This is a genomic window from Lewinella sp. IMCC34183, assembly GCF_003390915.1.
GTDB lineage: Bacteria > Bacteroidota > Bacteroidia > Chitinophagales > Saprospiraceae > Neolewinella.
This window is the reverse complement of the sequence record NZ_QMEM01000001.1, coordinates 21,409-45,188: the sequence shown is the minus strand read 5'-3', so window position 1 is coordinate 45,188 and position 23,780 is coordinate 21,409. Positions and strand designations below refer to the sequence as shown.

At 61.8% G+C, this 23,780-nt stretch carries 19 protein-coding genes; 13 read left to right on the top strand and 6 right to left on the bottom strand.

Annotated elements, in window-relative coordinates; genetic code table 11:
- From DQG19_RS00190 to tpiA, 4 genes are all read left to right on the top strand, one after another.
- The gene (locus DQG19_RS00190; RefSeq protein WP_157974237.1) at positions 1 to 1,182 is read left to right on the top strand and encodes a zinc dependent phospholipase C family protein; all 1,182 of its coding nucleotides are present in this window, start codon (positions 1 to 3) and stop codon (positions 1,180 to 1,182) included.
- Positions 1,175 to 2,620, top strand: coding sequence for a glycosyltransferase family 39 protein (locus DQG19_RS00185; RefSeq protein WP_116124214.1), 1,446 nt, complete (start codon positions 1,175 to 1,177; stop codon positions 2,618 to 2,620). The genes DQG19_RS00190 and DQG19_RS00185 overlap by 8 nt, the downstream gene beginning before the upstream one ends.
- A gap of 93 nt (positions 2,621 to 2,713) precedes the next feature.
- On the top strand, positions 2,714 to 3,721 hold the full coding sequence (gene bioB, locus DQG19_RS00180; RefSeq protein WP_410503613.1) for a biotin synthase BioB: 1,008 nt from the start codon (positions 2,714 to 2,716) through the stop codon (positions 3,719 to 3,721).
- Positions 3,722 to 3,843: 122 nt separating this feature from the next.
- Positions 3,844 to 4,599, top strand: coding sequence for a triose-phosphate isomerase (tpiA, locus tag DQG19_RS00175; RefSeq protein ID WP_116124212.1), 756 nt, complete (start codon positions 3,844 to 3,846; stop codon positions 4,597 to 4,599).
- A 26-nt stretch (positions 4,600 to 4,625) separates the two neighbouring features.
- On the opposite strand, the gene DQG19_RS00170 is transcribed toward tpiA, so the two are convergent.
- The gene (locus tag DQG19_RS00170; RefSeq protein ID WP_116124211.1) at positions 4,626 to 5,366 is read right to left on the bottom strand and encodes a porin family protein; all 741 of its coding nucleotides are present in this window, start codon (positions 5,364 to 5,366) and stop codon (positions 4,626 to 4,628) included.
- Complete coding sequence (gene ubiE, locus DQG19_RS00165; protein WP_116124210.1) at positions 5,315 to 6,052, bottom strand: bifunctional demethylmenaquinone methyltransferase/2-methoxy-6-polyprenyl-1,4-benzoquinol methylase UbiE; 738 nt, start codon at positions 6,050 to 6,052, stop codon at positions 5,315 to 5,317. Before ubiE ends, DQG19_RS00170 begins: the two co-directional genes overlap by 52 nt.
- Positions 6,053 to 6,188: 136 nt before the next feature.
- On the opposite strand from ubiE, the gene gyrA reads away from it, so the two are divergent.
- The gene (gyrA, locus tag DQG19_RS00160; protein ID WP_116124209.1) at positions 6,189 to 8,771 is read left to right on the top strand and encodes a DNA gyrase subunit A; all 2,583 of its coding nucleotides are present in this window, start codon (positions 6,189 to 6,191) and stop codon (positions 8,769 to 8,771) included.
- 227 nt (positions 8,772 to 8,998) lie between these two features.
- Complete coding sequence (locus tag DQG19_RS00155; protein WP_116124208.1) at positions 8,999 to 10,318, top strand: tetratricopeptide repeat protein; 1,320 nt, start codon at positions 8,999 to 9,001, stop codon at positions 10,316 to 10,318.
- A 110-nt stretch (positions 10,319 to 10,428) separates the two neighbouring features.
- On the opposite strand, the gene DQG19_RS00150 is transcribed toward DQG19_RS00155, so the two are convergent.
- The gene (locus DQG19_RS00150; RefSeq protein WP_116124207.1) at positions 10,429 to 11,688 is read right to left on the bottom strand and encodes a putative DNA modification/repair radical SAM protein; all 1,260 of its coding nucleotides are present in this window, start codon (positions 11,686 to 11,688) and stop codon (positions 10,429 to 10,431) included.
- 518 nt (positions 11,689 to 12,206) lie between these two features.
- Positions 12,207 to 12,992: a formylglycine-generating enzyme family protein gene (locus tag DQG19_RS00145; RefSeq protein ID WP_116124206.1), complete on the bottom strand. Its 786-nt coding sequence runs from the start codon at positions 12,990 to 12,992 to the stop codon at positions 12,207 to 12,209.
- Positions 12,993 to 13,035: 43 nt separating this feature from the next.
- Here DQG19_RS00145 and DQG19_RS00140 point away from each other — a divergent pair, with 43 nt between their 5' ends.
- The 6 genes from DQG19_RS00140 (at position 13,036) to DQG19_RS00115 (ending at position 21,258) form a co-directional block, all read left to right on the top strand.
- Complete coding sequence (locus DQG19_RS00140) at positions 13,036 to 14,025, top strand: agmatine/peptidylarginine deiminase (RefSeq protein WP_116124205.1); 990 nt, start codon at positions 13,036 to 13,038, stop codon at positions 14,023 to 14,025.
- A gap of 16 nt (positions 14,026 to 14,041) precedes the next feature.
- Positions 14,042 to 15,058, top strand: coding sequence for a N(4)-(beta-N-acetylglucosaminyl)-L-asparaginase (locus tag DQG19_RS00135; RefSeq protein WP_116124204.1), 1,017 nt, complete (start codon positions 14,042 to 14,044; stop codon positions 15,056 to 15,058).
- Complete coding sequence (locus DQG19_RS00130) at positions 15,051 to 15,794, top strand: copper homeostasis protein CutC (RefSeq protein ID WP_116124203.1); 744 nt, start codon at positions 15,051 to 15,053, stop codon at positions 15,792 to 15,794. Before DQG19_RS00135 ends, DQG19_RS00130 begins: the two co-directional genes overlap by 8 nt.
- A 223-nt stretch (positions 15,795 to 16,017) precedes the next feature.
- Complete coding sequence (locus DQG19_RS00125) at positions 16,018 to 17,772, top strand: DUF4331 domain-containing protein (RefSeq protein WP_116124202.1); 1,755 nt, start codon at positions 16,018 to 16,020, stop codon at positions 17,770 to 17,772.
- Between the two features lie 65 nt (positions 17,773 to 17,837).
- Entirely contained in the window at positions 17,838 to 19,916 is a 2,079-nt protein-coding gene (locus DQG19_RS00120; protein WP_232826403.1) for a DUF4331 family protein, read from the top strand.
- Between the two features lie 94 nt (positions 19,917 to 20,010).
- Positions 20,011 to 21,258, top strand: a complete 1,248-nt coding sequence (locus tag DQG19_RS00115; protein WP_116124201.1) for a tetratricopeptide repeat protein — start codon at positions 20,011 to 20,013, stop codon at positions 21,256 to 21,258.
- Here the strand turns inward: DQG19_RS00115 and DQG19_RS00110 are convergent.
- Together DQG19_RS00110 and lysA are read right to left on the bottom strand one after the other, a co-directional pair.
- Positions 21,251 to 22,075 carry an MOSC domain-containing protein gene (locus DQG19_RS00110; RefSeq protein ID WP_116124200.1) on the bottom strand — a complete coding sequence of 275 codons (825 nt, stop codon included), beginning with the start codon at positions 22,073 to 22,075 and terminating at the stop codon, positions 21,251 to 21,253. The genes DQG19_RS00115 and DQG19_RS00110 overlap by 8 nt on opposite strands.
- Entirely contained in the window at positions 22,075 to 23,328 is a 1,254-nt protein-coding gene (gene lysA / locus DQG19_RS00105; protein WP_116124199.1) for a diaminopimelate decarboxylase, read from the bottom strand. The genes DQG19_RS00110 and lysA overlap by 1 nt, the downstream gene beginning before the upstream one ends.
- Before the next feature lie 89 nt (positions 23,329 to 23,417).
- Here lysA and DQG19_RS00100 point away from each other — a divergent pair, with 89 nt between their 5' ends.
- Positions 23,418 to 23,744 carry a hypothetical protein gene (locus DQG19_RS00100; RefSeq protein ID WP_157974236.1) on the top strand — a complete coding sequence of 109 codons (327 nt, stop codon included), beginning with the start codon at positions 23,418 to 23,420 and terminating at the stop codon, positions 23,742 to 23,744.
- The last annotated feature ends 36 nt before the right edge of the window (positions 23,745 to 23,780 follow it).

Genomic DNA, 23,780 nt, shown 5'->3' with positions numbered 1-23,780 from the left:
ATGAGGTACGGGACAATGCTGGTGGTTTGCCTGTTGGCATTGGTCGCCGTTGCCCCCGCACCCACGGCACCGGAGTGGGGTTTCTTCGGGCACCGGCGCATCAACCGCCTGGCCACCTTTACCCTGCCGGCCGGTATGGGACTATACTTCCGCGACCACATTGACTACCTCAGCGAGCACGCCGTGGATCCCGACAAGCGGCGTTACGCCAGCGACTACGAGGCGGTCCGCCACTATATGGACCTCGACCACTGGGGCCATCCGCCCTTCTCTACCCTTCCCCGTACCTACGCCGATGCCCGTGCGGCCTACGGCCACCTGCTTGACATCGGTCCGACGGGCGATACCACGGTCTGGTACCCGGATACGCTCCTGGCCGACCACGACCTGCTGCTCCTGCGCTCCGCCGACCACACCGTAGACGTGGCCTACGGCGAATACCGGCGCCTATGGTACGCACGGATGGAGGAAGTAGCGGGGGATTCGCTTCGCAATTTGGGTATCCCCGTCACCGGCGAGCTGTCCCTCCTGGAGGATCCCCTGAGCGCCCACGGCATCCTGCCCTACTACCTTCCGCAGCACCACCGTCGCCTCACCCAGGCCTTCGTTGACCGCGACGCCGAACGAATCCTGCAGTTGGCCGCGGAACTGGGCCACTACGTTGGCGACGCCCACGTGCCCCTGCACACCACCGAGAACTACAACGGGCAACTGAGCGGGCAGACGGGCATCCACGCCTTCTGGGAGAGTCGGTTGCCGGAGCTGTTTGCCGACGCCGAGTACGACTATTTCGTCGGGCCGGCCGATTACATTGCCGACCCGGAAAGCTATTACTGGGACATCGTACTGGAGAGCCACGCCCTGGTCGACAGCGTACTCAATACCGAGCGCCGCCTTCGCGCCACCTACCCGGTAGACCAGCAACGCTGCTACGAGGAGCGGCTGGGCCGGACCGTAGCTACGGAATGCAGCGAATTCTCCCGGGCGTGGTCCGCTGCCATGAACGGCATGGTGGAGGCGCGTTTCCGGGCCGCCATCCGGGCGGTGGGGTCGGCCTGGTACAGCTGCTGGGTCGATGCCGGCCAGCCGGACCTGCGCGAACTCGATCCGGCCCTGGCCGCCACGCTGGCGGACACTACTCGTAGTACCGTAGGACAACACCCCCTCCGCCCCCATGAGTAGGCGCTGGTGGGCGGCGGCCGCCCTGTTGTTCGCCGTAGCGGCCTGGGGATCGGAGGGCCACCACCAGGGCGACGAGCACTTCCAGATCCTTGAATTCGCGGGCTACAAACTGGGGCTGGCGACGGCGGACGACCTGCCCTGGGAATTCCACGAGCGGATGCGGCCAGCCCTGCAGCCCGCCATCGCGTACGCTACCTACCAGGTGGTTGGCCTGGGCGGCCCGGCCAACCCCTTTACGGTGGCCCTCATGCTGCGGCTGCTGTCGGCGGTCTTTACGTTGCTGGTCGCGCGGAGCTTGTGGCGCCGTTGCCGGCATAGCCTGCCGGAACCCTTGCGGCGCCCCTTCCTGCTGGCGCTGCTCTTTCACTGGTGTGCGTACTACTGCGGAGTGCGTTTTTCGAGTGAAAACTGGTCGGGCCTGACGGCCGTCATCGCCATGTTGCTCTATCCGCTGCCGGCGGTGGGCACCGGGCAATTTCTTCCCGCCGGGGGCCGCAGCGTCTTCGGGGCCGGCGTGCTCTTTGGAGTGGCCTTCCTGTTTCGGTACCAAGCGGCCCTGCTGGTGGCGGGTTTCGGGCTGTGGCTATTGGTCGTGCGGCGGGAGCACTGGAGTCGGTTGCTGGCGTGCACGGGCGGTGGGCTGCTGGCCCTGCTTGTCGCGTATCCGCTCACCTACTGGCTCTACGGCACCTGGACCCTGCCGGCCTGGAACTACTTCGCACAAAACCTGGTAGCGGGTAAAGCGGCCGGCTACGGTATTTTGCCGTGGTACGGCTACGTAGAACTAGTGCTGCTGCGGGGTATCCCGCCGGTGAGTTTGCTGTACCTGGGAGGCTTCGGGTATTTCTGCTACGCATACCGCCGCGATCCGCTGGCGTGGGCGGGGCTGGTCTTTGTTCTGGTGCATTCGCTGCTCGGCCGCAAGGACATCCGGTTTCTCTTTCCCCTGGTGCCGCTACTGCCGGTCTACGTGGCCGGAGCCGCCGCCGCGCTGCACGATCGCTACGGCGCGTTCTGGCACGGGCGGTGGATACGGATTGCCGGCTGGACGGTAGTAGCCGTAAATGTGCTTCTGCTACTGTCGGTGCTGCTGCGCCCGGCCGCTTCGGAGATCGGCCCGTCCCGCTTCGTTTACGATACCTACCCTTCCGGGGTCCGCATGACTGGTCCGCAGCCGCAAATCATTCGGGCGGAGGGTGCCGTGTCGCGCTTCTACCACCGCCCGGCGACCGTGGTGGATACCGCAGAAAGCGCCGTGGCTCCCGTCGATTCAACATTACCGCTGCTGTGGCTCGACCACACCCGCGACAGGCCGTCGCCCGCGCCCGGCGCACGCCTGGTGTACGCCGGCCGGCCCGCCTGGCTCGCCCCCCTGAACGTGGGCGGCTGGCTCGACCGGCAAAAGTGGTGGTACATATATGCCCTCCCCGACGGTTGATTTCTATATTTGCGGCCTATGACCGCTTCTCCCGCCCCAACCCTCACCACCTGGACCCTGGATGATCTGCAGACACTGCACGATCTCCCGCTCATGGAACTGCTCTTCCGTGCGGCCACCGTGCACCGCGAGCACCACGATCCGAACGAGGTTCAGGTATCGAGTCTTGTAAGTATCAAAACGGGGGGTTGCCCCGAAGACTGCGGGTATTGCCCCCAGGCGGCGCGCTACCACACCGACATCGAGGAAAATGCCCTGATGTCCGTCGAGCAGGTAAAGACCGCCGCCGAGCGCGCCAAGGGCCTGGGCAGCAGCCGCCTCTGCATGGGGGCCGCCTGGCGGAACGTGCGCGACGACGGCGAATTCGAGCAGGTATTGGAGTTGGTCCGGACGGTCAACGGCCTCGACATGGAAGTCTGCGCTACCCTCGGTATGCTTACCCCCAACCAGGCCGAGCGCCTGGCCGCTGCCGGTCTGTACGCCTACAACCATAACCTGGACAGCAGCGAAGATTACTACAAGGAGGTGATCTCTACCCGCGGTTACGAAGACCGGCTGGAAACGATCGGCAACGCCCGCAAGGCCGGACTGACCGTCTGCTCCGGCGGCATCATCGGCATGGGTGAAAGCATCACCGACCGCCTGAAGATGCTGCTCACCCTGGGCAGCCTCCGGCCCGTCCCGGAATCGGTCCCCATCAACGCCCTCGTTGCCGTACCGGGCACCCCCCTGGAGGACCAGCAGCCCGTCGATATCTTTGAGATGGTGCGCATGATCGCGGTCACACGGATCGTCCTGCCTACCACCACCGTACGCCTCAGCGCCGGCCGCACCGAGATGAGCCCCGAAGGTCAGGCGCTCTGCTTCTTTGCCGGTGCCGGCTCCATCTTCGCCGGCGACAAGCTCCTCACCACCCCCAATCCAGAGGCCTTTGCCGACATGGAACTCTTCAGTGCCCTCGGCCTCAAAGCCACCCGCGCCTACGCCAAGGGCGAGCGCCCCGTCCCGAAGGAAGATCCCGGCCCTCCCGGCGAAAAGCAACGCATCAAGTGGAGCCGCCCCGGCCACCGCATCGAGCGTAACGAAGCCAAACGGAAGTGACGGGAATGTTAGTTCGGTAGTTCTGTAGTTCGGTAGTCCGTCCCTACCCGACTAAAGAACTACAGAACTACCCGACTACAGAACTACAGAACTACCCGACTAAAGAACTAACCTCCCACCCTATGAGCCGCTCCATCGTCGCCGGAAATTGGAAAATGAATACAACGCCCAGTGAGGGCAAGGCACTCGTGCAGAAGATCCTGTCCGAAGTGCCGCAACCCGGTACCCGGGTGATCTTCGGTGTTCCGGCCATCCAGCTGATGCAAATTCAGCAGATAGTATCCGGTCACGCCAACTACGCCGTAGCGGCGCAGAATATCCACGAAAAGGAAAGCGGTGCCTACACCGGGGAGATCAGCGCTGCCATGCTCGTCGACGCCGGCATCGAGTACGTGATTCTCGGCCACAGCGAGCGGCGCGACTACAACGGGGAAGATGACGACCTCATCAACCTGAAGCTTACCACGGCCCTCGAGCACGGCCTCAAGCCAATCTATTGCTGCGGTGAGAAACTCGACATCCGCGAGGCGGGTAACCAAGAGGTCGTGGTCGGCCGCCAGATCGAGCAGGCGCTGTACTCCCTCGACCCCGAACAGATGAAACAGGTCGTCATCGCCTACGAACCCGTCTGGGCCATCGGTACCGGTAAGACGGCCACCAACGAGCAGGCGCAGCAGATGCACGCCTACATCCGCCGCATGATCACCAACCAGTTCGGTAGTGACATTGCCAACAACACCAGCATCCTGTACGGGGGATCCGTGAAGCCGGGCAACGCCGCCGAGCTGTTCGCCGAATCCGACGTGGACGGAGGACTAGTCGGTGGCGCCAGCCTCGACGCTGCGGGCTTTGCGGCCATCATCCGCGCGGCGCGGTAGTAAGCTGTTTGGGCGGGGTCCTATCCTTACCCCTCGATGTGGAAGGACAGGGTGAAGGTGCGACTGGTCACCTTCTCCAGTACCCGGCTTTCCGGCAGCGTAGGATTGAAGAGCAGGGTGTTTCCGATACCGTGGCTAATCTTGAATTCCGGTGACAGGATAAAGTAGGGGAAGAAAATCTGGATACCCGCCCCGTACTCGATCGAGTAGTCGTGGGGACTGATGCGTACCAATTCCTCCGCCTGCCGGGTCCGCGACTCGCTGGCCACGTCGAAGCTATACTTCATACCCGCGATGAGGAAAAGTCGCTTGTCGCGGTAGGGCGCCGACTTATACCGGAAGTAAAATGGCATCTCGATGAAGACCGATTCTACCTTCTCCTGCGTCTCGACTTGCTGCTGCCGGTTCTGGGTGTAGTTCAGGGTACGCTCCGCGAAGCTGAAGCCAGGCGTGAACCGGAAATCGAAATACTTGCCCAATTTGAGGTTACCGATCAGGTTAAGGTTGAAGCCGGGTCCATTAAGGCTTTCTACGCCCACGATGGAGTCGGTAAAGATGAACTCCTCGCTCCGGAAGGGCGTGTAGCGGCTCGAGTTGAAGCCCAGCGTAATCCCGAAGTAGTAGGGCTTATTCTGAAAGTCGTAAAAGTTACGGTTGTTACCGCCGGTGAACTGGGCGCGGGCGCAGGTGCTGAGGGCCAGCAACAACGCGAACGTCAGCGGGTAGCGGTATAGATGGAAGCGATTCCGAAAGTAAGTGCGTGGCATTCAGTGTTGTTATAGCCGACCCGATCCAGGATCGTTACGAAATCCGCGCCGCTCGGGAAGGCCTGTACACTCTCGAAGAGGTAGGCATAGGCCCGCGGATCCTTACTCTGTAAACGGCCGATCAGCGGCATAATTTTGCCGAAGTACAGATTAAAGCCCCAACGTACGGGTGCGTACCGGATCCGACTGAATTCCAGCACCACCAGTTTGCCACCGGGCCGGAGCACGCGGCGCATCTCGGAGAGGCCACGCTCAAGGTTCTCGAAGTTACGTACTCCGAACGCCACGGTCACGGCATCAAAGGTCTCATCCGCGTAGGGCAGGTTCTCGCTGTCGCCCTGCTGCAGGGTGATGCGGTCCTCCAGCCCGGCGGCTTTCACCTTCGTGCGTCCGTAGGCCAGCATGCCCTCGCTGAGGTCCAGTCCGGTGACGTGGTCGACGTTGGCGCGCCGCACCGTCTGTATCGCCACGTCGGCGGTACCGGTGGCGACGTCCAGGATGCGACGGTGAACGGAGGGATCGAGCTGGGCGATCAGTTTACGGCGCCACAGCGTATCCACCCCGAGGGAAGTACCGCGGTTGAGGAGGTCGTAGGTAGGGGCGATCGCATCGAACATGCGCCCCACTTCCTGCTTCTTGGAATCCCCTTCCCCGTAAGGTTTGACTACTTTTTCGCTGGCTGACATATGGTGAAGGTAACCCCTGACAAAGCCATTGGTTTAGCTAGGTTTTCCGGCACGATTTTTGTACCTTCGCGCGTAGGCGAATGCGCCCCCAAACGGGGAAAAACCTGGCTTTTTCCCATCTAATTTTTAGCACTTTATGCCAAATCAACGCATCATCCCGGTTAACATCGAGGATCAGATGAAATCGGCCTACATCGACTATTCGATGTCGGTCATCGTAAGCCGCGCGCTGCCCGACGTCCGCGACGGCCTGAAGCCGGTGCACCGGCGGGTCCTGTTCGGCATGTCCGAGCTCGGCCTGAGCTACCGAGGCTCCCACAAGAAGTCGGCACGTATCGTCGGTGAGGTGCTGGGTAAGTACCACCCCCACGGCGACAGCTCCGTGTACGACACCATGGTCCGTATGGCCCAGGAATGGTCCCTGCGCTACCCCCTCGTCGACGGCCAGGGCAACTTCGGCTCCATGGACGGCGACAGCCCCGCCGCCATGCGCTACACCGAGGCACGCCTGCAGCGTATCTCCGATAGCATCCTCGGCGACCTGGACAAAGACACCGTCGACTTCCAGCTGAACTTCGACGATACCCTCAAGGAGCCCACCGTGATGCCCACCCGCATCCCCAACCTGCTGGTCAATGGCGCCTCCGGTATCGCCGTAGGTATGGCCACCAACATGCTCCCCCACAACCTCAATGAGGTGGTCGACGGCGTGATCGCGATGGTCGACAACGCGGACATTACGGTAGACGAGCTGATGGAGTACATCAAGGCTCCCGACTTCCCCACGGGTGGTATCATCTACGGTATGGACGGCGTGCGGGAAGCCTTCCGCACCGGCCGCGGCCGCGTCGTCGTGCGCGGACGGGCCGATATCAAGGTCGATAACAACGACCGCGAGACCATCATCATCAGCGAGATCCCCTACCAGGTCAACAAGGCCACGCTGGTGGCCAAGATCGCCGAGCTGGTCAACGACGGCAAGATCACCGGCGTCAGCGCCGTACGCGACGAATCAGACCGCGACGGACTCCGCATCGTCATCGAGATCAAGCGCGACGCGATGGCCTCTATCGTACTCAGCTACCTTTACAAGTACACCCCGCTGCAGACCAGCTACGGCGTGAACAACGTGGCACTGGTCGGCGGACGGCCCATGACGCTCAACCTCAAGGACCTGATCGAGGAGTTCGTTGCTTTCCGCCTGGAAGTGATCCAGCGGCGCACGGTCTTCGAACTTAACAAGGCCCTCGCCCGCGCCCACATCCTCATCGGCCTGCTAATCGCGCTGGATTACCTCGACGAGGTGATCCGCCTCATCCGCGCCAGTGACAGTCCGGACGAGGCCCGCGACGGACTTATGGCCGGCGACTTCGTCGAGGACAAGACCGCCTTCTGGAACAAATTCGGCGGGCTCGTTAAGGAGGTGCAGACGGAGGAGCTGATCGTCCTCGAAGGCAACGTCATGAGCGAAGAGCAGGCACGCGCCATCCTGGATATGCGCCTGCAAAAGCTTACCGGCCTGGAGATCAACAAGATCCGGGAAGAATACGCCGAGATCCGCGAACTGATCGACCGCCTGCGGGCCATCCTGGAAAGTGAGGAACTGCAGCGTGGTATCATCAAAGAAGAACTGCAGGACGTCCGGGCCCGCTTTGGCGACGAGCGCCGCTCGGAGATAAGCCTGGACACCGCCGATATCTCGATCACGGATATGATCGCCGACGAGGACGTGGTGGTCACCATCTCTCACCTCGGATACATTAAGCGTACCCCGGTGGCCGAGTACCGGGCCCAGGGCCGCGGAGGCCGGGGCAGCCGGGGTAGCAAGACGCGCGACGCCGACTTCGTGGAGCACCTCTTCATTGCCAGCAACCACAACTACCTCCTACTCTTTACCGAGCAGGGACGGTGCTTCTGGCTCCGTATCTACGAGATCCCCGAAGCCGGCAAAAACAGCGGCGGCCGCGTCATTCAGAACATCCTGGCGATCCCCAAAGAGGACAGCGTGCGGGCCTACATTAGCGTAGCCGACCTCACCGACGAGGAGTTTCTGCAGCAGCATTCCGTCATTTTCGCCACCAAGCGCGGGCAGGTTAAGAAGACCAGCCTGGAAGAGTACAGCCGTCCCCGTACGAATGGCGTGAATGCCATCACCATCAATGAGGGCGACGAACTACTGGAAGCCCGCCTCACCAACGGCAGCAGCCACGTTTTCCTGGCCACCCGCAAGGGACAGGCAATTCACTTCGAGGAGGAGAAGGTGCGCAACATGGGCCGCAACGCCGCCGGCGTACGGGGCATCAGCCTTAACGGCGAAAAAGACGCCGTTGTCGGCATGGTAACGCTCGACCACGAGCGGGATACCGACAAGACCATCCTGGTAGTTAGCGAGAAAGGAATGGGCAAACGCTCCGACTGGGGCGACTACCGCATCACCAACCGCGGCGGCAAGGGCGTCTCGACGATGAAGATCAGCAAGAAGACCGGCGAGCTCGTGACCATCAAGGCCGTCAGCGACGACGATGACCTGATGATCACCAACCGTTCGGGAATCCTCATCCGCACCTCCATGGAAGACCTGCGGGTCATGGGCCGGTCCACCCAGGGGGTTCGCCTAATCAAGCTGGATGGCGACGACGCCATCGCCGACGTGGCCGTGGTCAGCATCGACGAGGAGCAGCTCAGTGCCGAAGGTATTCTGGGTACCGAAGAAGAGTAAGTTTGCCAGGAAACGCGGGGAGGATACCCGGGGGACGAAGTCCGCCGGGCCCCTCCTCCTCTACCTCTACCCCGCATGAACACTAGCTATTGCGGGGCGTTTCACTAACTTTAGGAAGGTATTAACGATACTTGCCCGCTATAATAACGTTTTGCATATATCCTTTGCGGCCCGAAACCGTCTACAGGACAGCACACAAACCAATCAACAACCAACAAACTTTACCCATGCGTAATTTTATGCTTAGCGCGATCATCGCCGTCTTTGCCGTTTCTGCCGCCTTCGCGCAGAGTGGAGAAGACGCGTTTAAGAACGCCGAAAAATCGTACAAAACTTACCAATCCGGTCAGGACCTGATGGACCTGCAATCCGCCGTCGACGCTATCCAGGTAGCTATGGACGACTCCCAGATGCAGTCCGACGTCGATGCTTACCTCACCGCCGGTGACATCTACGCCACCGCCGTTCAGCGGTACATCCAGGACCGTGCCCTCGCGGGTGACCAGCCCATGGAACCCGTCGTGGCTCAGGCCGCTGTGAAGTCTTCCAAGATGTATATGAAGGCCTACGAAATGGCCGATAAGAACCGCGACCGCAAGACCGCGCTCAAGGGTCTTGAGGAACTGCAGGCCAATATCTCCAATGAAGGCATTTACGCCATCCAGGACAAGAACTACAACGACAGCTACCAGGCGTTCAACACAAGCGTGGCCGTTCACGAGTTCCTGATGGAAAACGGTGGTTCGAGCACCTACGAAGGCAACGATGCCAAAGTACAGGAGGAGCAGTACTACTCCGCGCTGTCCGCCGTCCTCGCCGAGGACTTTGACGCCGCCGAGCCCATCCTTATGAAGCTCTACGAGAACGATTACGAAGACGCCGGTATCTACGACGGCCTGTACAAGGTCTACAGTGGCAAAGGTGACATGGAAAAGGCCGGTCAGTACCTCGCCGAAGGTCGCGAGAAGTTTCCCCAGGAAACCCAGTTGCTCTTCACCGAGATCAACTACTACCTCGCCCAGGGTAAACTCGACGAGCTGACCGATAAGCTTCAGGAAGCCATCGACGCCGAGCCCGATAACATGAGCCTCTACGCTACCCTGGGTCGCGTGTACGAGCAGCTCTACCAGAAGCGCCGGGACGAAGATCCCGAAAAGGCAGCTGAGTACTTCGACCTGGCTAAGAAGAACTACGAAGCCGGTCTGGAAATCAAGCCCGACGACGCTTCCCTCATCTACAGCCTGGGAGCCCTCTACTTCAACCGCGCCGCCAAAATGACGGAGCAACTGGTAGAACTCGGTAACGACCTCAGCAAAGAGGGTCAGAAGAAGTACGAAGCCCTGAACGAGGAAATTAACAACGAATTCGCGTTGGCTTTCCCCTACTTCAAGAAGGCCGAGCAGACCGACCCCAGCAACCTGAACACCCTGATCGCTCTCAAGGAGATCTTCGCCCGTCAGGACGATTATGACGGTTCCAACGAGATGAAGGCCCGCATCGAGAAGGTACAGGCCGGTGAAACCATCACCGAAAGCTACTTCAACTAAACCCGGTACCCGCCCCACGCGGAACCCAATAGTAAGCCCCTCCGGATCGCGATCCGGAGGGGCTTTTTCATTTTACGTCGGACAGGTCCGCAGTGGGAAGCCGGCGGTACCTATCCGAAGAGCACGAGTTGGTCGGCGTCCCTGGCGTGTCGCCCGGTCTTTGATGCGCCGTGAATGACTTGCTGTCGAATAATGCCGGGATCAAAACCGAGCTGGCGGAAATCCTTGTCGGCACAGATCAGAAAATACTGCGCGCGCTTCCAGACGACGCCGATCTTGCGGAGGTGCTCCCGACGCAGGGGGCGGAACCGACGGGCGTCAACGATTTTTTTTGCCGACTTGACCCCTACCCCCGGAATTCGGAGGATCATTTCGTAGGGCGCCTTATTGACGTCCACGGGAAAGCTCGCCGGGTTACGGAGAGCGTAGGCCAGCTTGGGATCCACTTCGGGATCAAGGTTGGGATTGGCGTCGTCCACGATCTCCTCGGCGCTGAAGCCGTAGAAGCGCATCAACCAATCGGCCTGGTAGAGGCGGTTCTCGCGGCGCAGGGGTGGCGCGGAGAGGGTGGGAAGCCGACTATCGTCGCTGATCGGAACGTAGCCGCTGTAGTAGACCCGCTTGAGCTGCTGCTCGGAGTACAGCGAGGTAGCCAGCTTGAGGATATCCTGGTCGCTCTCCGGGCTCGCACCGATCACCATCTGCGTGGATTGGCCGGCGGGAGCAAAGTTGGGCGTCTTCATAAGCGACCGCTTTTCCTCGCGGTAGCCGGTGATCGACGACTTAAGGAAATTCATGGGCTGGTACACCTCCGCGTAATTCTTCTCGGGCGCCACCTTCTTCAGGCTCATTTCTGAAGGCATCTCCAGGTTGACGCTTAGGCGGTCGGCGTAGAGGCCGGCCTCGTGGATCAGCTCGTCGCTGGCCCCCGGAATGGCTTTGAGGTGAATGTAGCCGTTGAATTTATGTTCCGTACGGAGATTCTTGGCGATGCGGACGAGGCGCTCCATGGTGTAGTCGGCGCTCTTAAAGATGCCGGAGGAGAGAAAAAGCCCCTCGATGTAGTTGCGCCGGTAAAAGTTGAGCGTCAGGTCGACCACTTCGTCCACGGTAAAGGCGGCGCGCTTGACGTCATTACTCCGACGGCTCACGCAGTAGGCGCAATCGAAGATGCAGTGATTGGTAAGCAGGATCTTCAGGAGAGAGACGCATCTGCCATCCTGGGTGTAGGTATGGCAGATGCCCATGCCCGTAGCATTGCCGAGCCCGTCGGGCGTGTTTCGGCGCTTGCTGCCGCTGCTGCTGCAGGACACGTCGTACTTCGCGGCGTCGGCAAGGATGGTTAGTTTCTCGGCGGTTCTCTCGTTCATGGGAAGGGGTCGGATGCACAATTTACAACAAAAATGACTGTAAAAGTTGCTAAATCAATCACTTGTTTTTGAAAGCCACGACCACCCCACCATCACCCCTGCGCATTATCTATCCCTCGATGAGCGTATTTTAACCGATTTAATGTAGGTACCGCTATTATCTTGTGCTTGAACGTGACAAATCACCGTGAACCATATTCTAACATGCCAAATATTTAACTTCCAATCGGTCAATATTCAAGCATAATTTGGAAATTGTCATTCTGACAATGGTTTAATCTGCCATCAGCCTTCGGCCTCCCCGGTGTCGGGTTAGTGGAGGTGACATAGCCCGGTAAAAGACACCAGCATGGCACGCGTTTGGGCTCCTATCTTTGACTTGTCAATCGGGGGAAACGAATGACGCCGCACTTCACCAGACCCGGTAGTGCAAGCATCTTCCGCCCCGGTTCTCTAGCACGGCATGATCGACTTTAAGCTTTATACTAGCGGCCTCCCGATTTGGAGGCCGCTTTTTTTTAGCCCGCTACGCAGCGGAAGCCAAGATGATTGAGCCCACTGTCGGCCGCCGTGAACTGCCGCTCCTGCAGGTTAAAGCCCGTGCAGTAGCTGGTGCTACAGAGAAAGGATCCTCCCTTAATTATAGATTCCGTAGTTCCCGGCCTGTGCGACACCGTCCACTCCCACACATTTCCACTTATATCGTAGAGCCCGTTGTCGGTCGGGGGGAACTGCCCGACGGCGGCAATGCCCGCGTAGCCGTCGGCCACCTCATTGCGGTAGGGGAAGGGGCCCTGCCACCAGTTGCCGAGAAACGTACCGTCCGGGGTGATCTCCTTGCCCCACGGATAGGCGCGCAGGGTATCGCCCTGGGTCGCCGCGTACATCCACTCGCGCTCGGTGGGCAGGCGCTTGCCGGCCCAGGCGGCGTAGGCCTGGGCATCCCTCAGGCTGACCTGGGTCACCGGTTCCTCCGGCATAGCGGCCGGCTGCGCGGGACCCCGCGGATACTCCCAATTGGCTCCGTTGACGGGCAACCACGTCAGCTCTTCCAGCGAGAATACCCCCGACCAGCCAAAACTGTCCGCCTCGGTGCGGTAGCCGGTGGCGGCGATAAACTCGCCGAACGCTGCGGTGGTGACCTCGGTAACGTCCATATAATATCCGCCATCGGGATGGGAGATCCACACCATGCCCGGATACTCGCCTTCGCGGCCGGGTTCGGAACCGGGGGGGTCCGCCGGAGAACAGGCGAACATGGCACCCGCGAACGCGCCAAGGAGTAAGAGTTGCTGGATCGACATAAGCAGATAAAAACGATATTGCCCACGCAAAATAGAAAACACAATGCTTAGACTGCCGGCCGAGTGGGAGCCGCAACAACGGGTGTTCTTTGTTTTCCCCCGTCGCTCCGGCGACTGGGGGACGGTCCTCGACGCGGCTTCCGCGGCTATGGTGCGCGCCGCCAACGTCGTTCAGCGGGTCTGCCCCACTACGCTGATCGTCAGCGACCAGACACACTTTGCGCCCTATGCCGACCGGTACACCGGCGAAGTGCTGCACCTGCCCACCGACGACAGCTGGGTACGCGACTCCGGCCCGATCACGGTGTTGGACGGAGGCCCGCGCCTGCTCGACTTTACCTTTAATGGCTGGGGGGGCAAGTTCGACGCCCGACGCGACAATGAGCTCCCGCAGCACATCCACGCGGCCCTGTATCCCGGGGCCGACTACCGACGCGTGGAAACGGTACTGGAAGGCGGCTCCATCGAATCGGACGGACGGGGAACGCTGCTGACCACCAGCCGCTGCCTGTTGTCCACGGGCCGCAACGATTTCACCACGCGGGCCGCCGCCGAGGTGGTCCTGCGGGAGCAACTCGGTGCCCGCCGCGTCCTGTGGCTAGACCACGGTGAGCTGGAAGGCGACGACACCGACGCCCACGTCGACACGGTGGCCCGCTTCCTCGACGAGGAAACCATCGCCTACGTGGCCCCTCCGCCACCTACCGACCCCCACCATGCCGACTTCGTCGCCCTGCGCGAAGAATTGCGGACGATCGCGACCGACTACCGGCTGGTGGAGTTACCCTGGGCTGAGACCCTTACGAGCCGGGTCGACGGGCACCGGCTTCCCGCTTCCTACGCCAACTTCCTCATCAGCAACGGCACCCTCTTCCTACCTACCTACGGCAGCCGCGCGGACCAGACGGCATTAGATATTCTGGCCAACGAAAGTGATTACCATATCGTGGGCGTCGACTGCCGCGCATTTGTGGAACAGCACGGTGCCCTGCACTGCCTCACCATGCAAATCCCCACCTGGAAAATCTCCTGAAAAAACCCCATCAGATATGCCCCCGATTACCCGCCGCCGGTTTATCCGCCGCGCGCCACTCGCCCTTTCCGCCACCGCCCTGGCTGCCGGCTGCTCACCGGGTACCGATAGTGCGGCCGCCGAGCAACCCGCCGCCACCACCGGGCCCGGAGGCCCCGTGATAATATCCACCTGGCGCCACGGCCTGGCCGCCAACGAGGCGGCCTGGGCCAACTTACAGGCCGGCGGCAGCGCCCTGGACGCGGCCGAGGCCGGCGTGCGGGTCACCGAGGCCGACCCGGAAGTCAGCACCGTCGGGATTGGCGGGCGGCCCGATCGCGACGGCATAGTCACCCTGGACGCGGCCATCATGGACGGGGCGGGCGACTGCGGGAGCGTACTGGCCCTGCAGGAAATCCTACACCCGATATCCGTAGCCCGCCGGGTAATGGAAAACACCCCCCACGTAATGCTCGCCGGCGAGGGAGCCCAGCAGTTTGCCATCGCCGAAGGCTTTCCCCTGACGGACCTCCTGACCGACGCCGCACGCGTAGACTGGGAAACCTGGAAGCGTGACAACCCCGGCTACCGCCCCCCGATCAACGTCGAAAACCACGATACTATCGGATTGCTAACGCTCGACCGCAACGGCAACATCGCCGCGGCCTGTACCACCTCGGGTGCCGCCTTCAAGTACCACGGGCGGGTGGGCGACTCCCCGATCGTCGGCGCGGGACTGTACGCGGACAACAACGTCGGCGCGGCCACGGCCACCGGCTGGGGGGAAGCGGTAGTGCGGGCGTGCGGTTCCTTTCTGGTGGTCGAGTTGATGCGCCAGGGCCACTCCCCCACCGACGCCTGCCGGCTGGCCGTAGAACGGGTGATCGAAAAGAACCCCGACTGGCGGGAAATCCAGGTAGGCTTCATCGCCCTGGATAAGCAGGGCAACACCGGCGGCTACTGCATTCATCCCAATTTTGACTATGCCGTCTACACCGAGTCAGAAGGCAATCGTATGGTCGTACCGGGAAGCAAAGTACCCAGTGATGAGTAAGGTCAAATTCGAAGTGTGCCTGCAGAGCGCGGACGACGTCCACGCCGCGCACGCGGGCGGTGCCGACCGGGTAGAACTGTGCTCGGCCCTGGTCGAGGGCGGGCTCACCCCCAGTCTCGGTTCCATCGCGGCCAGCCGCGAGATCCCCATCGAACTGCGGGTCATGATACGCCCGCGGGGGGGAGACTTTGTGTACACCTCCCGCGAACTGGTGGCCATGGAACGGGACATCGAGGTGTGCCGCGACCTCGGCGCCGACGGGGTCGTATTCGGGATGCTGACGCCGGACGGGGGGGTGGCGGAGGCGCAGGTGCAGCGGTTGGTCCGGGCGGCGGGTCCCCTATCCGTCACCTTTCACCGGGCCTTTGACGTATGCCGCGATCCCTTCGCGGCGCTCGACCGCCTCCGCGACCTGGGCGTAACGACGGTCCTCACCTCGGGCCAGCGTGCGACCGTACCCGAAGGAGCGGCCCTCATTGCCCGTCTGGTCGAACACGCTGGCGCGGACATTACCATCCTGCCGGGCTGCGGCATCACGCCAGAGAACGTGCAGGAGGTGCTTACCGTGACCGGGGCTACCGAATTTCACGCTACCGCATTCGAGCTTCACCAAAGCTCCATGGTACACCGCAATCCGGAAGTCTATATGGGCGTACCCGGCCTGCCGGAGTACGAGCGGGAGGTCGTCACGGCGGACCAGGTTCGGCGCTACCTCAATCAAATTAAGGTTTCGTGAAAAATCCCCGCACCGGGGCAAAATTTTCACACACCTTTCTTCACCTTTTATCCCCCGGATGGGGCATCATTTTAACGCAATCGGAGTTAAGATGAAATAATATGCTTTTTGGACGAGTTTTGGCAGAATTATTGTCGTGAACAAAACCGAAATACCGGCGCTTGCCGTAGATGTATCGGTATGTCACCGTTTTCACCAACTCTTTAATCCAAGTACAGCATTTATGCATCAACTTCTACTACGCTGTCTGGGTAGTTTCGCTCTCATTTTCGCCGTTTCTCAGGTAAGCCTGGCCTCCTCCCACCGGGAGGCTCCCCTGATTGCGGACGATCCGTTAGCGGATAACACGGACGTATACGCGTTCGTCAGCCCCGACGATCCCTCCACGGTCACCCTCATCGCGAACTACATCCCGATGCAGCTCCCCCAGGGCGGCCCCAATTATTACACCTTCGGCGAAGACATCCGGTACGAAATTCACGTCGATAACGACCACACCATCGTGGGCGACGAGATCACCTACCGCTTCACCTTCACCCGGATGAACCAGGACCCGTCGACCTTCTTCAATATCCGACTGGGCGCGGAAAACATCAAGGCCACCTACGTCCTCGAGCGCAGCCTCGACGGCGGCAACACCTTCCAGACCATCGTGGAGGAGGGCATCGTGCCCCCCTACAACATCGGGCCCCGCTCGATCGAGTCGCCGGTCGGCCTGAACAGCAATTACGAAACCCTGTGGGAAAGCGCGATCACCACGGCCAGTACCGGTGAAATGGTATTCGCCGGTCCCGCCGACGATCCCTTCTTCGTCGACCTCGGCGGCATCTTCGACCTGGGCGACAGCCCGCGGCAGGGTGAAGACGACATCAGCCGCGACGGGCTGGCGCAGTTCAACGTCCACACCCTGGCCCTGAAGGTGCCCATCACCACCCTGAAGAAAAAGAGCGCCGCCAACACCCCGGCCGACATTCTCGACGGCGACTACGTCATCGGCGTATGGGCCTCGGCCAGCCGTCCGGCGATGCGCACCATCAACAGCGGCGACGACATCGAGGACTCCGGCGCATACGTCCAGGTCAGCCGCCTCGGCATGCCCCTCACCAACGAAGCGGTCATCCCCATCGGCATGAAGGACTACTGGAACGCGCTGACCCCCTACCAGGAAGCCGCCGACCTCACGCTCGACCCCTCCTTCTACAACCCCGAACTGGCCCTGTACATCTCCCCGGGTGCCTTCGCGGCCTCCGTACCGGCCTTCTCGCCCCTGATGATCCAGTCGAGTAGCCTCGGCGCGTTCGACTTCTCCAACGGAGGCAACGGACTGTTCGACCTGAAGGGCTCCGCCGCCCTGGACGGTACTGTACTCGCAGCCGGCAGCACCTACGAGGACTTCCTCCTGCCGGGAGCGAACCTGCCCCGCTCGGTCGACCTGTGGCCGATCTTCCACACCGGCGTTCCCAACCTGCGCCCCTACCAGCTGGCCACCGGCAAAATGGGCGATCCGCTCGCCGCCGGCAAGCCCTTCATCAACAACTTCCTGCCCAACGGCGGTGACATGCTGCGGCTGAACATGGCCGTGCCGCCCACCCCGCGCGACAGCGACAACTTCAGCTCGCTCGGCCTCGTGCAGGCCGCCGTGCTGGGCCTTACCGACGGGGCGTTCAACAGCTCCGCGGAACTGCAATTCATCCCCAACATGGACGGCTTCCCCAACGGGCGCCGCCTGGAGGACGACGTGACTCGCATCGAGCTGCAGGCCGTATCCGGTATCGTACTCGCCGCCATCGGCCTCTGGTACGACGACTACGACGCTGCCGACCCCAACGCCAGCCCCGTGACCGAGGACCTGCTGAGCGTGCTCAGCTACACCACCGAGGTGGAAATGAACGACAAGCCGTTCCGCGCCACCTTCCCGTACGTCGCCATGCCCTGGCGCGGTACCGAGGTGGATCACACCAACACGATCAACGAATAGCCGCCGCGCGCTGCCTCATTAACTGACCACCCCGCCCCCCGGGGGCGGGGTCTACAATAAAAACAATGCAATCATTTCAACCCTTTAAAAACGCGGTGCTGCTCCTGCTGGCGGTACTGATGGGCTCGGCGGCCTATGCCTCCTCCCACCGCGAAGCTCCCCTCATCTCGGACGACCCGCTGGCGGACAACGTGGACGTGTACGCCTTCCGGACGCCCGGCGAGGATAATATGGTGACCCTCATCGCCACCTACATCCCGATGCAGCTGCCCCACGGCGGCCCCAACTGGTACCACTTCGGCGAGGACATCCGCTACGAGATCCACGTAGACAACGACGTCGCCACCCCGGGTGACGACGTGACCTTCCGCTTCACCTTTACCCGGACCAACGAAGACGAATCCACCTTCTTCAATATCCGACTCGGCAAGCAGAACCTCAAGACCACCTACCGCCTCGAGCGGATCATGGCCGACGGTACGACCGACGTCATCGTCGAGAACGGCGACGTGCCAGCTCCCAATATCGGACCGCGCTCGATCCAGTCCGAAGTCGGACTGAACCAGGAGAGCTACGAGGCCTACTCCAACTCCACCGTGGAAACCACGGCGGAACTGATCACGGTTTTCGCCGGACCGGTAGATGATCCCTTCTTCGTCGACCTGGGCGGCATTTTCGACCTGGGCGACGCGCCCCGGCAGAACGGCGACCCCATCGACGGACTGGCCTGCTTCAACACCAACGCCCTGGTCCTCAACGTGCCCATCGGCGCGCTGCTGAAGGAAGGCGTAGGCTCTACGCCCGACGACATCCTGGACCCCGATTTCATCATCGGCGTGTGGGCCTCCGCCAGCCGGCCCAAGGTGCGGGTACTCCAGAATGACGGTTCCAAGCCCGTCGTGCAGGACAACGACTACGTACAGGTCAGCCGCCTGGGCATGCCCCTCACCAACGAGGCCGTCATCCCCGTGGGCATGAAGGACTACTGGAACGCCCTGACGCCCTACGAGGAACTCAGCGACGTGCTGCTGGACTCCTTCTTCTACAATCCCGAACTGGCGCTCTACATGGACGACGATAAGTTCGGCAGTGCCGTACCGGCCTTCGCTCCCCTGCGCATCCAGACCGCCAGCCCCACCGTCCTCGGCAACGTGGACTTTAGCAACGAGGCCGACGGTCTCTTCATCCTGAAGGGCAACGCAGCCCTCGAGGGTACCGTGCTCGAAGCCGGCAGCACCTACGAGGACTTCCTCCTTCCCGGCCCCAAGCTGCCGCGCTCGGTCGATCTGTGGCCCATCTTCCACACCGGCGTACCCAACGCCCGCCCCTACCAGCTGGCCACCGGCAAACCCGTCGGCAACCCCCTCGCCGCCGGTAAGCCCTTCATCAACAACTTCCTGCCCAACGGCGGTGACATGCTGCGGATCAACCTGGCCGTGCCCCCCACCGACCGCGATTCGGAAGACTTCAGCTCGCTGGGCCTCATCCAGGCCGCGGTACTCGGACTGACCGATCCCCGCTTCAACACCACCATGGACCTGGAAATGATCCCGAACATGGACGGCTTCCCCAACGGACGCCGCCTCGAGGACGACGTGACCCGCATCGAACTGCAGGCCGTTTCGGGACTGGTCCTGGCCGCCATCGGGCTCGGATACAACGACTACGACATTACGGCCGAGACCCCGAACCTGGCCACCGATATGCTGCTGGGCGTGTACAGCTACACGACGGGCGTCGAAACGAACGACGAGCCCTTCCGCAGCGAATTCCCGTACCTGGCCCTGCCGCACAGCGGCAAGGGTGAGTGCAGCGGTGCCCTGCAGCCCAACGCGGTCGCCGACTTCTTCAACGCGGAAGGCCTGGGAGCCGACGCGCCCAACGTAATCGGCGTGAACTTCCCCAACCCCTTCCAGAACCAGACCAGCATCCGCCTGCGGATACGGGAAACCGCCGCGGTCAACATCGATCTGTACGACGTCAACGGCCGCATGCTCCAGAACCTGGCGCGCCAGACCTACCCCAGCGGCGAGCACACCATTCCGGTGCAGGTGAACCAGCTGCCCCGGGGCGTCTACTTCGCGGTCGTATCGAACGGCAACGGTAGGATCCTGCAGTCGATCCGCATGGTAAAGTCCAACTAAGGACCGCCCCACCCGCGAATTGTGAAATCAGCGTGGTATCCGTCGAGCAATACGGGTACCACGCTTTTTGTTTATCTCTTATAACCCGCCTTTCATGTCTACCAACCTACTTCCCTTCCTTTCCCTGTTATTTCTGCTCCTTGGCGCGTGCTCGGGCGAGACGGCTCCGGGAACCGACGATGCCGACACCGTTTCCATACCCGAACTCCTCCCCCGCCCCGAGGCCCTGCAGCAGACCATGGAGTGGGACCAGACCCAGAGCGGCTACATGCAGATGGCCGGCGAGTTGCGGCTCGAAAACCCGGACGCGATCGAGCCCCGCATCACGATCGCCAAGATCTTCGTAAACGAAGCCCGCGTCACCGGCGAGCACGGCCACTACTACCCCGCCGCCCTGCAGATGCTCGACGAGGCCCTCGCGCTCAACCACGCCGGGCCCAAGGACCCCAACCTTGAATTTGACGCCCTCTCCACCAAGGCCGGCGTTCAGCTCTCGCAGCACGCCTTTCCCGAAGCACTCGCGACCGCCAAGCAGGCCATCAGCATCAACCCCTACAACGCACAGGTCTACGGTGCCGTGGTCGATGCCAACGTCGAGCTGGGCAATTACGCGGCCGCCATTGCCGCGGCGGATAAAATGAACGAAATTCGGCCCGACCTGCGCTCCTACAGCCGCGTGTCCTACCTCCGTGAGATCCACGGCGACGTAGACGGCGCCATCGAGGCCATGAAGCGTGCCGTGAATGCCGGCGCCCCCGGCTACGAATCCACCGCCTGGGCCCGCCTTACCCTGGGTGAACTCTACCACCGCTACGGGCAGCCCGACAAGGCCGCCGAGCAGTACGCCATCATCCTGCGGGAGCGGCCCAACTACCCCTTCGCCCTCGCCGCCCAGGCGGAGCTGGCCATGGACAACAAAGAATACGAAGAAGCCGAGCGCCTGCTGAACGAGGCCCGGGACATCATCCCCGAAGTAGGCTACTACACCCAGCTGGCGGAGATCTACCAGCTGCAGGGCCGCACCGAAGAGTCGGCCGCCATCGAAGAGGAGATCCTGGCCATGCTCGAAGACGACGTGCAGAGCGGCCACAACATGGATATGGAATACGCCGCCTGGTACCAGGACCACCACCGGGACTACGATAAGGCCCTCGAATACATGAAAGGCGCGTACGAAGTGCGCCCCGACAACATCGACGTGAACCGCATGCTGGCCGAAATCTACGCCCACCGCGGCGACCTGGATAAGGCCCGCGAGCACCTGGCCAAGGCCGCGGCCACCGACAGCAAGCACCCCGATCTGGAGCGCATCCGGTCCCTGACGTCGGCCAGTTCTAAGTAGCCGGTACCGGTTGCCCGCCGGGCGACACGGAGTCCCCGCAAGCGATTGCACCCGCGCCCCCCGCCCACAGGGCGTTCACGCCGAAAAGCACCTTGTTCCCGCGTTTCCGGTAGGCGGCGAGGCCGGCCAGAATGGACGGGTCGCGTTCGCCGGTGCGCGGGTGCTGGGTGACCATGATACACCGGGCGCAGGGCTTGGGCAGGTAGAAGGTATGCGCCCCGACGTGCAGGGTATCCCACGTATCCTCGGCGTAGGCACCGGCGCCCGCCACGACCAGGTTGGGACGAAACCGCAGCATCTCGACCGGGCGACCGAGTCGGTCGGCCAGGTCCGCCAGGCTGGCGGTCGTCGCGATAAGGTAGGGATAGCCGTCGGCGAAGCTTACCCGCTCGGCCTGCCGGGCGTAGCGCGGATCGACCGGGCGGTTCCCCCGCTCGCTCATGTACACCAGGCGGGTGCTGCGCGGCAGCCCCAGGCGCTCGCCCAGCTCCGCGGGGGTGGGTACCAGCCGGGCGGCGAAGGTGTCGTCCCATACCGTCACCTGCATCTCCTGACCCCCTTCCGGGCGGGCTTCCTGCGTTTCCCAGACGACGGCTCCGTCGGACACGGACCGGATGCGGAGCCCTTCGGCCTCCCGAAGCTCGGCGGAGAACTGCGCGAGTTCGGGGTGGGTACGCTGACTGATAAATGTCCCGTCGGCGTCGACGAGCATCCAGCGCCGGTCGTCTCTAAACCCGCGCTCGCGGGGTACCAATTGGTGGACGGATTCACCCCCGAGGCTTTTCACCGGGTAGCGGTACAGTGCCGCGACCTCCATCACGCCTGAACGGCGTCGACCAGCTGGGGCACCTCCACTTGGGTACCCAGCAGATCCTCCATGGTTTCCCGGCGGCGGATCAGGTGGGCCTTTCCGTCAAGGATCATCACCTCGGCCGGCCGGTAGCGGCTGTTGTAGTTGCTCGCCATCATGTAGCAGTAGGCGCCGGCGTTGGCCATGGCCAGGATGTCGCCCTCCCGTACCTCATTCAGCTGCCGGTTGATCCCGAAGGTGTCGGTTTCGCAGATGTAGCCGACCACGGTGTAGATGCGGTGCTTGCCGCCCGGGTTGCTGATGTTGGTGATGTGGTGGTAGGCGTCGTAGAACATGGGGCGGATGAAGTGATTCAGTCCGCTGTCGACGCCGGCGAATACGGTGGCCGGCGTAGTCTTAACGACGTTGGTGCGCACGAGGAAGGTGCCCGCTTCACTCACCAGGAACTTGCCGGGCTCGAACATAAGTTCAAGCTCCTTGCCGTAGTTCCCGCAAAATTCATTGAATCGCTCGCTCAGTCGCTGGCCGAGGTCCTCGATGTCGGTGGCAATGCCCCCCTCTTTATACGGCACCTTGAAACCGGAGCCGAAATCGATGTAATCCAGGTCGGGGAAGTCGGTCGCGGCGCGCAGCAGGATCTCCACACCCTGGAGAAACACCTGGGCATCGAGAATATCGGAACCGGTATGCATATGCAGTCCCTCCACGGTCAGGCCAAGCGCGTTGACCACCTTAAGTACGTGGGGTACCTGGTGGATGCTGATCCCGAACTTGGAATCGATGTGCCCCACGCTGATTTTGCTGTTGCCGCCCGCCATGATGTGCGGATTAAGCCGGATACAGACCGGCACCCCGCGGTGCTGGTCGCCGAATTGCTCCAAAATGGAGATGTTGTCGATGTTGATCCGCACGCCCTTGCTGACCGCCTCGTTCACCTCGTCGAGTCCCACGCAATTGGGGGTGAACAGGATATCGTGGGGGTCGAAGCCGGCCATCAGCCCGAGATCGAGCTCCTGCATCGAAACCGTATCCAGTCCGCTGCCCAGCTGACGGAAGAGCCGCAGCACATTCAGGTTGGTGAGGGCCTTACAGGCATAATTAATGCGCAGCCTGGGTACGGCCGAAAACGCTTTTTGGATACGTGCGTACTGGGCTTTCATGCGATCGGCGTCGTAGACGTATACCGGGGCACCGTACTCCTGAACAAGGGAAAGTAGATCGACGCCCGCGACTGCGTAGCGTCCGTTGGCAAACTGCATAGTAGTAAGGATTTGCTGGGGCTTTAACGTGAAGGTAGGTAACGTCTGAACATATGCGGGTGGCCGACAGGTTTCATGAATAAATGCAAATGTCACTTTACCTCCAATCCAACGAGCTTTCCGAAGACGTGTGGTGGATCCTCGGCGCGCTGATCGTACTGGCCGTCGTCTTCTACCTCACCAAGCGCGCACAGAATACCCAGCGCGCCAAAGAAGTAAAAACGAACGATCCCCGCCAGAACGTGGTCAACGATACCAGCTACAACATCAACCAGGACGGAATCGATGGCCACCGCTCCGAAAACATGAGCCCCGACGAGGCCCGCCGCACCATAGATGACATGAAGGAGACTGGCCACATCGCCAGCGACGAGGAGTTTCGCGACCTGAACGACGATCTCCGCAAGGAGAAGTAGGCAACATTCTCCGCCCCCCCGGCGTCTTTACGTGCG

What these genes read in the sequence shown, in the direction of transcription:
- DQG19_RS00190 (WP_157974237.1), top strand. Translation starts at nt 1, where the DNA reads ATGAGGTACGGGACAATGCTGGTGGTTTGCCTGTTGGCATTGGTCGCC.
- DQG19_RS00185 (WP_116124214.1), top strand. Translation starts at nt 1,175, where the DNA reads ATGAGTAGGCGCTGGTGGGCGGCGGCCGCCCTGTTGTTCGCCGTAGCG.
- bioB (WP_410503613.1), top strand. Translation starts at nt 2,714, where the DNA reads ATGGAACTGCTCTTCCGTGCGGCCACCGTGCACCGCGAGCACCACGAT.
- tpiA (WP_116124212.1), top strand. Translation starts at nt 3,844, where the DNA reads ATGAGCCGCTCCATCGTCGCCGGAAATTGGAAAATGAATACAACGCCC.
- DQG19_RS00170 (WP_116124211.1), bottom strand. Translation starts at nt 5,366, where the DNA reads ATGCCACGCACTTACTTTCGGAATCGCTTCCATCTATACCGCTACCCG.
- ubiE (WP_116124210.1), bottom strand. Translation starts at nt 6,052, where the DNA reads ATGTCAGCCAGCGAAAAAGTAGTCAAACCTTACGGGGAAGGGGATTCC.
- gyrA (WP_116124209.1), top strand. Translation starts at nt 6,189, where the DNA reads ATGCCAAATCAACGCATCATCCCGGTTAACATCGAGGATCAGATGAAA.
- DQG19_RS00155 (WP_116124208.1), top strand. Translation starts at nt 8,999, where the DNA reads ATGCGTAATTTTATGCTTAGCGCGATCATCGCCGTCTTTGCCGTTTCT.
- DQG19_RS00150 (WP_116124207.1), bottom strand. Translation starts at nt 11,688, where the DNA reads ATGAACGAGAGAACCGCCGAGAAACTAACCATCCTTGCCGACGCCGCG.
- DQG19_RS00145 (WP_116124206.1), bottom strand. Translation starts at nt 12,992, where the DNA reads ATGTCGATCCAGCAACTCTTACTCCTTGGCGCGTTCGCGGGTGCCATG.
- DQG19_RS00140 (WP_116124205.1), top strand. Translation starts at nt 13,036, where the DNA reads ATGCTTAGACTGCCGGCCGAGTGGGAGCCGCAACAACGGGTGTTCTTT.
- DQG19_RS00135 (WP_116124204.1), top strand. Translation starts at nt 14,042, where the DNA reads ATGCCCCCGATTACCCGCCGCCGGTTTATCCGCCGCGCGCCACTCGCC.
- DQG19_RS00130 (WP_116124203.1), top strand. Translation starts at nt 15,051, where the DNA reads ATGAGTAAGGTCAAATTCGAAGTGTGCCTGCAGAGCGCGGACGACGTC.
- DQG19_RS00125 (WP_116124202.1), top strand. Translation starts at nt 16,018, where the DNA reads ATGCATCAACTTCTACTACGCTGTCTGGGTAGTTTCGCTCTCATTTTC.
- DQG19_RS00120 (WP_232826403.1), top strand. Translation starts at nt 17,838, where the DNA reads ATGCAATCATTTCAACCCTTTAAAAACGCGGTGCTGCTCCTGCTGGCG.
- DQG19_RS00115 (WP_116124201.1), top strand. Translation starts at nt 20,011, where the DNA reads ATGTCTACCAACCTACTTCCCTTCCTTTCCCTGTTATTTCTGCTCCTT.
- DQG19_RS00110 (WP_116124200.1), bottom strand. Translation starts at nt 22,075, where the DNA reads ATGGAGGTCGCGGCACTGTACCGCTACCCGGTGAAAAGCCTCGGGGGT.
- lysA (WP_116124199.1), bottom strand. Translation starts at nt 23,328, where the DNA reads ATGCAGTTTGCCAACGGACGCTACGCAGTCGCGGGCGTCGATCTACTT.
- DQG19_RS00100 (WP_157974236.1), top strand. Translation starts at nt 23,418, where the DNA reads ATGTCACTTTACCTCCAATCCAACGAGCTTTCCGAAGACGTGTGGTGG.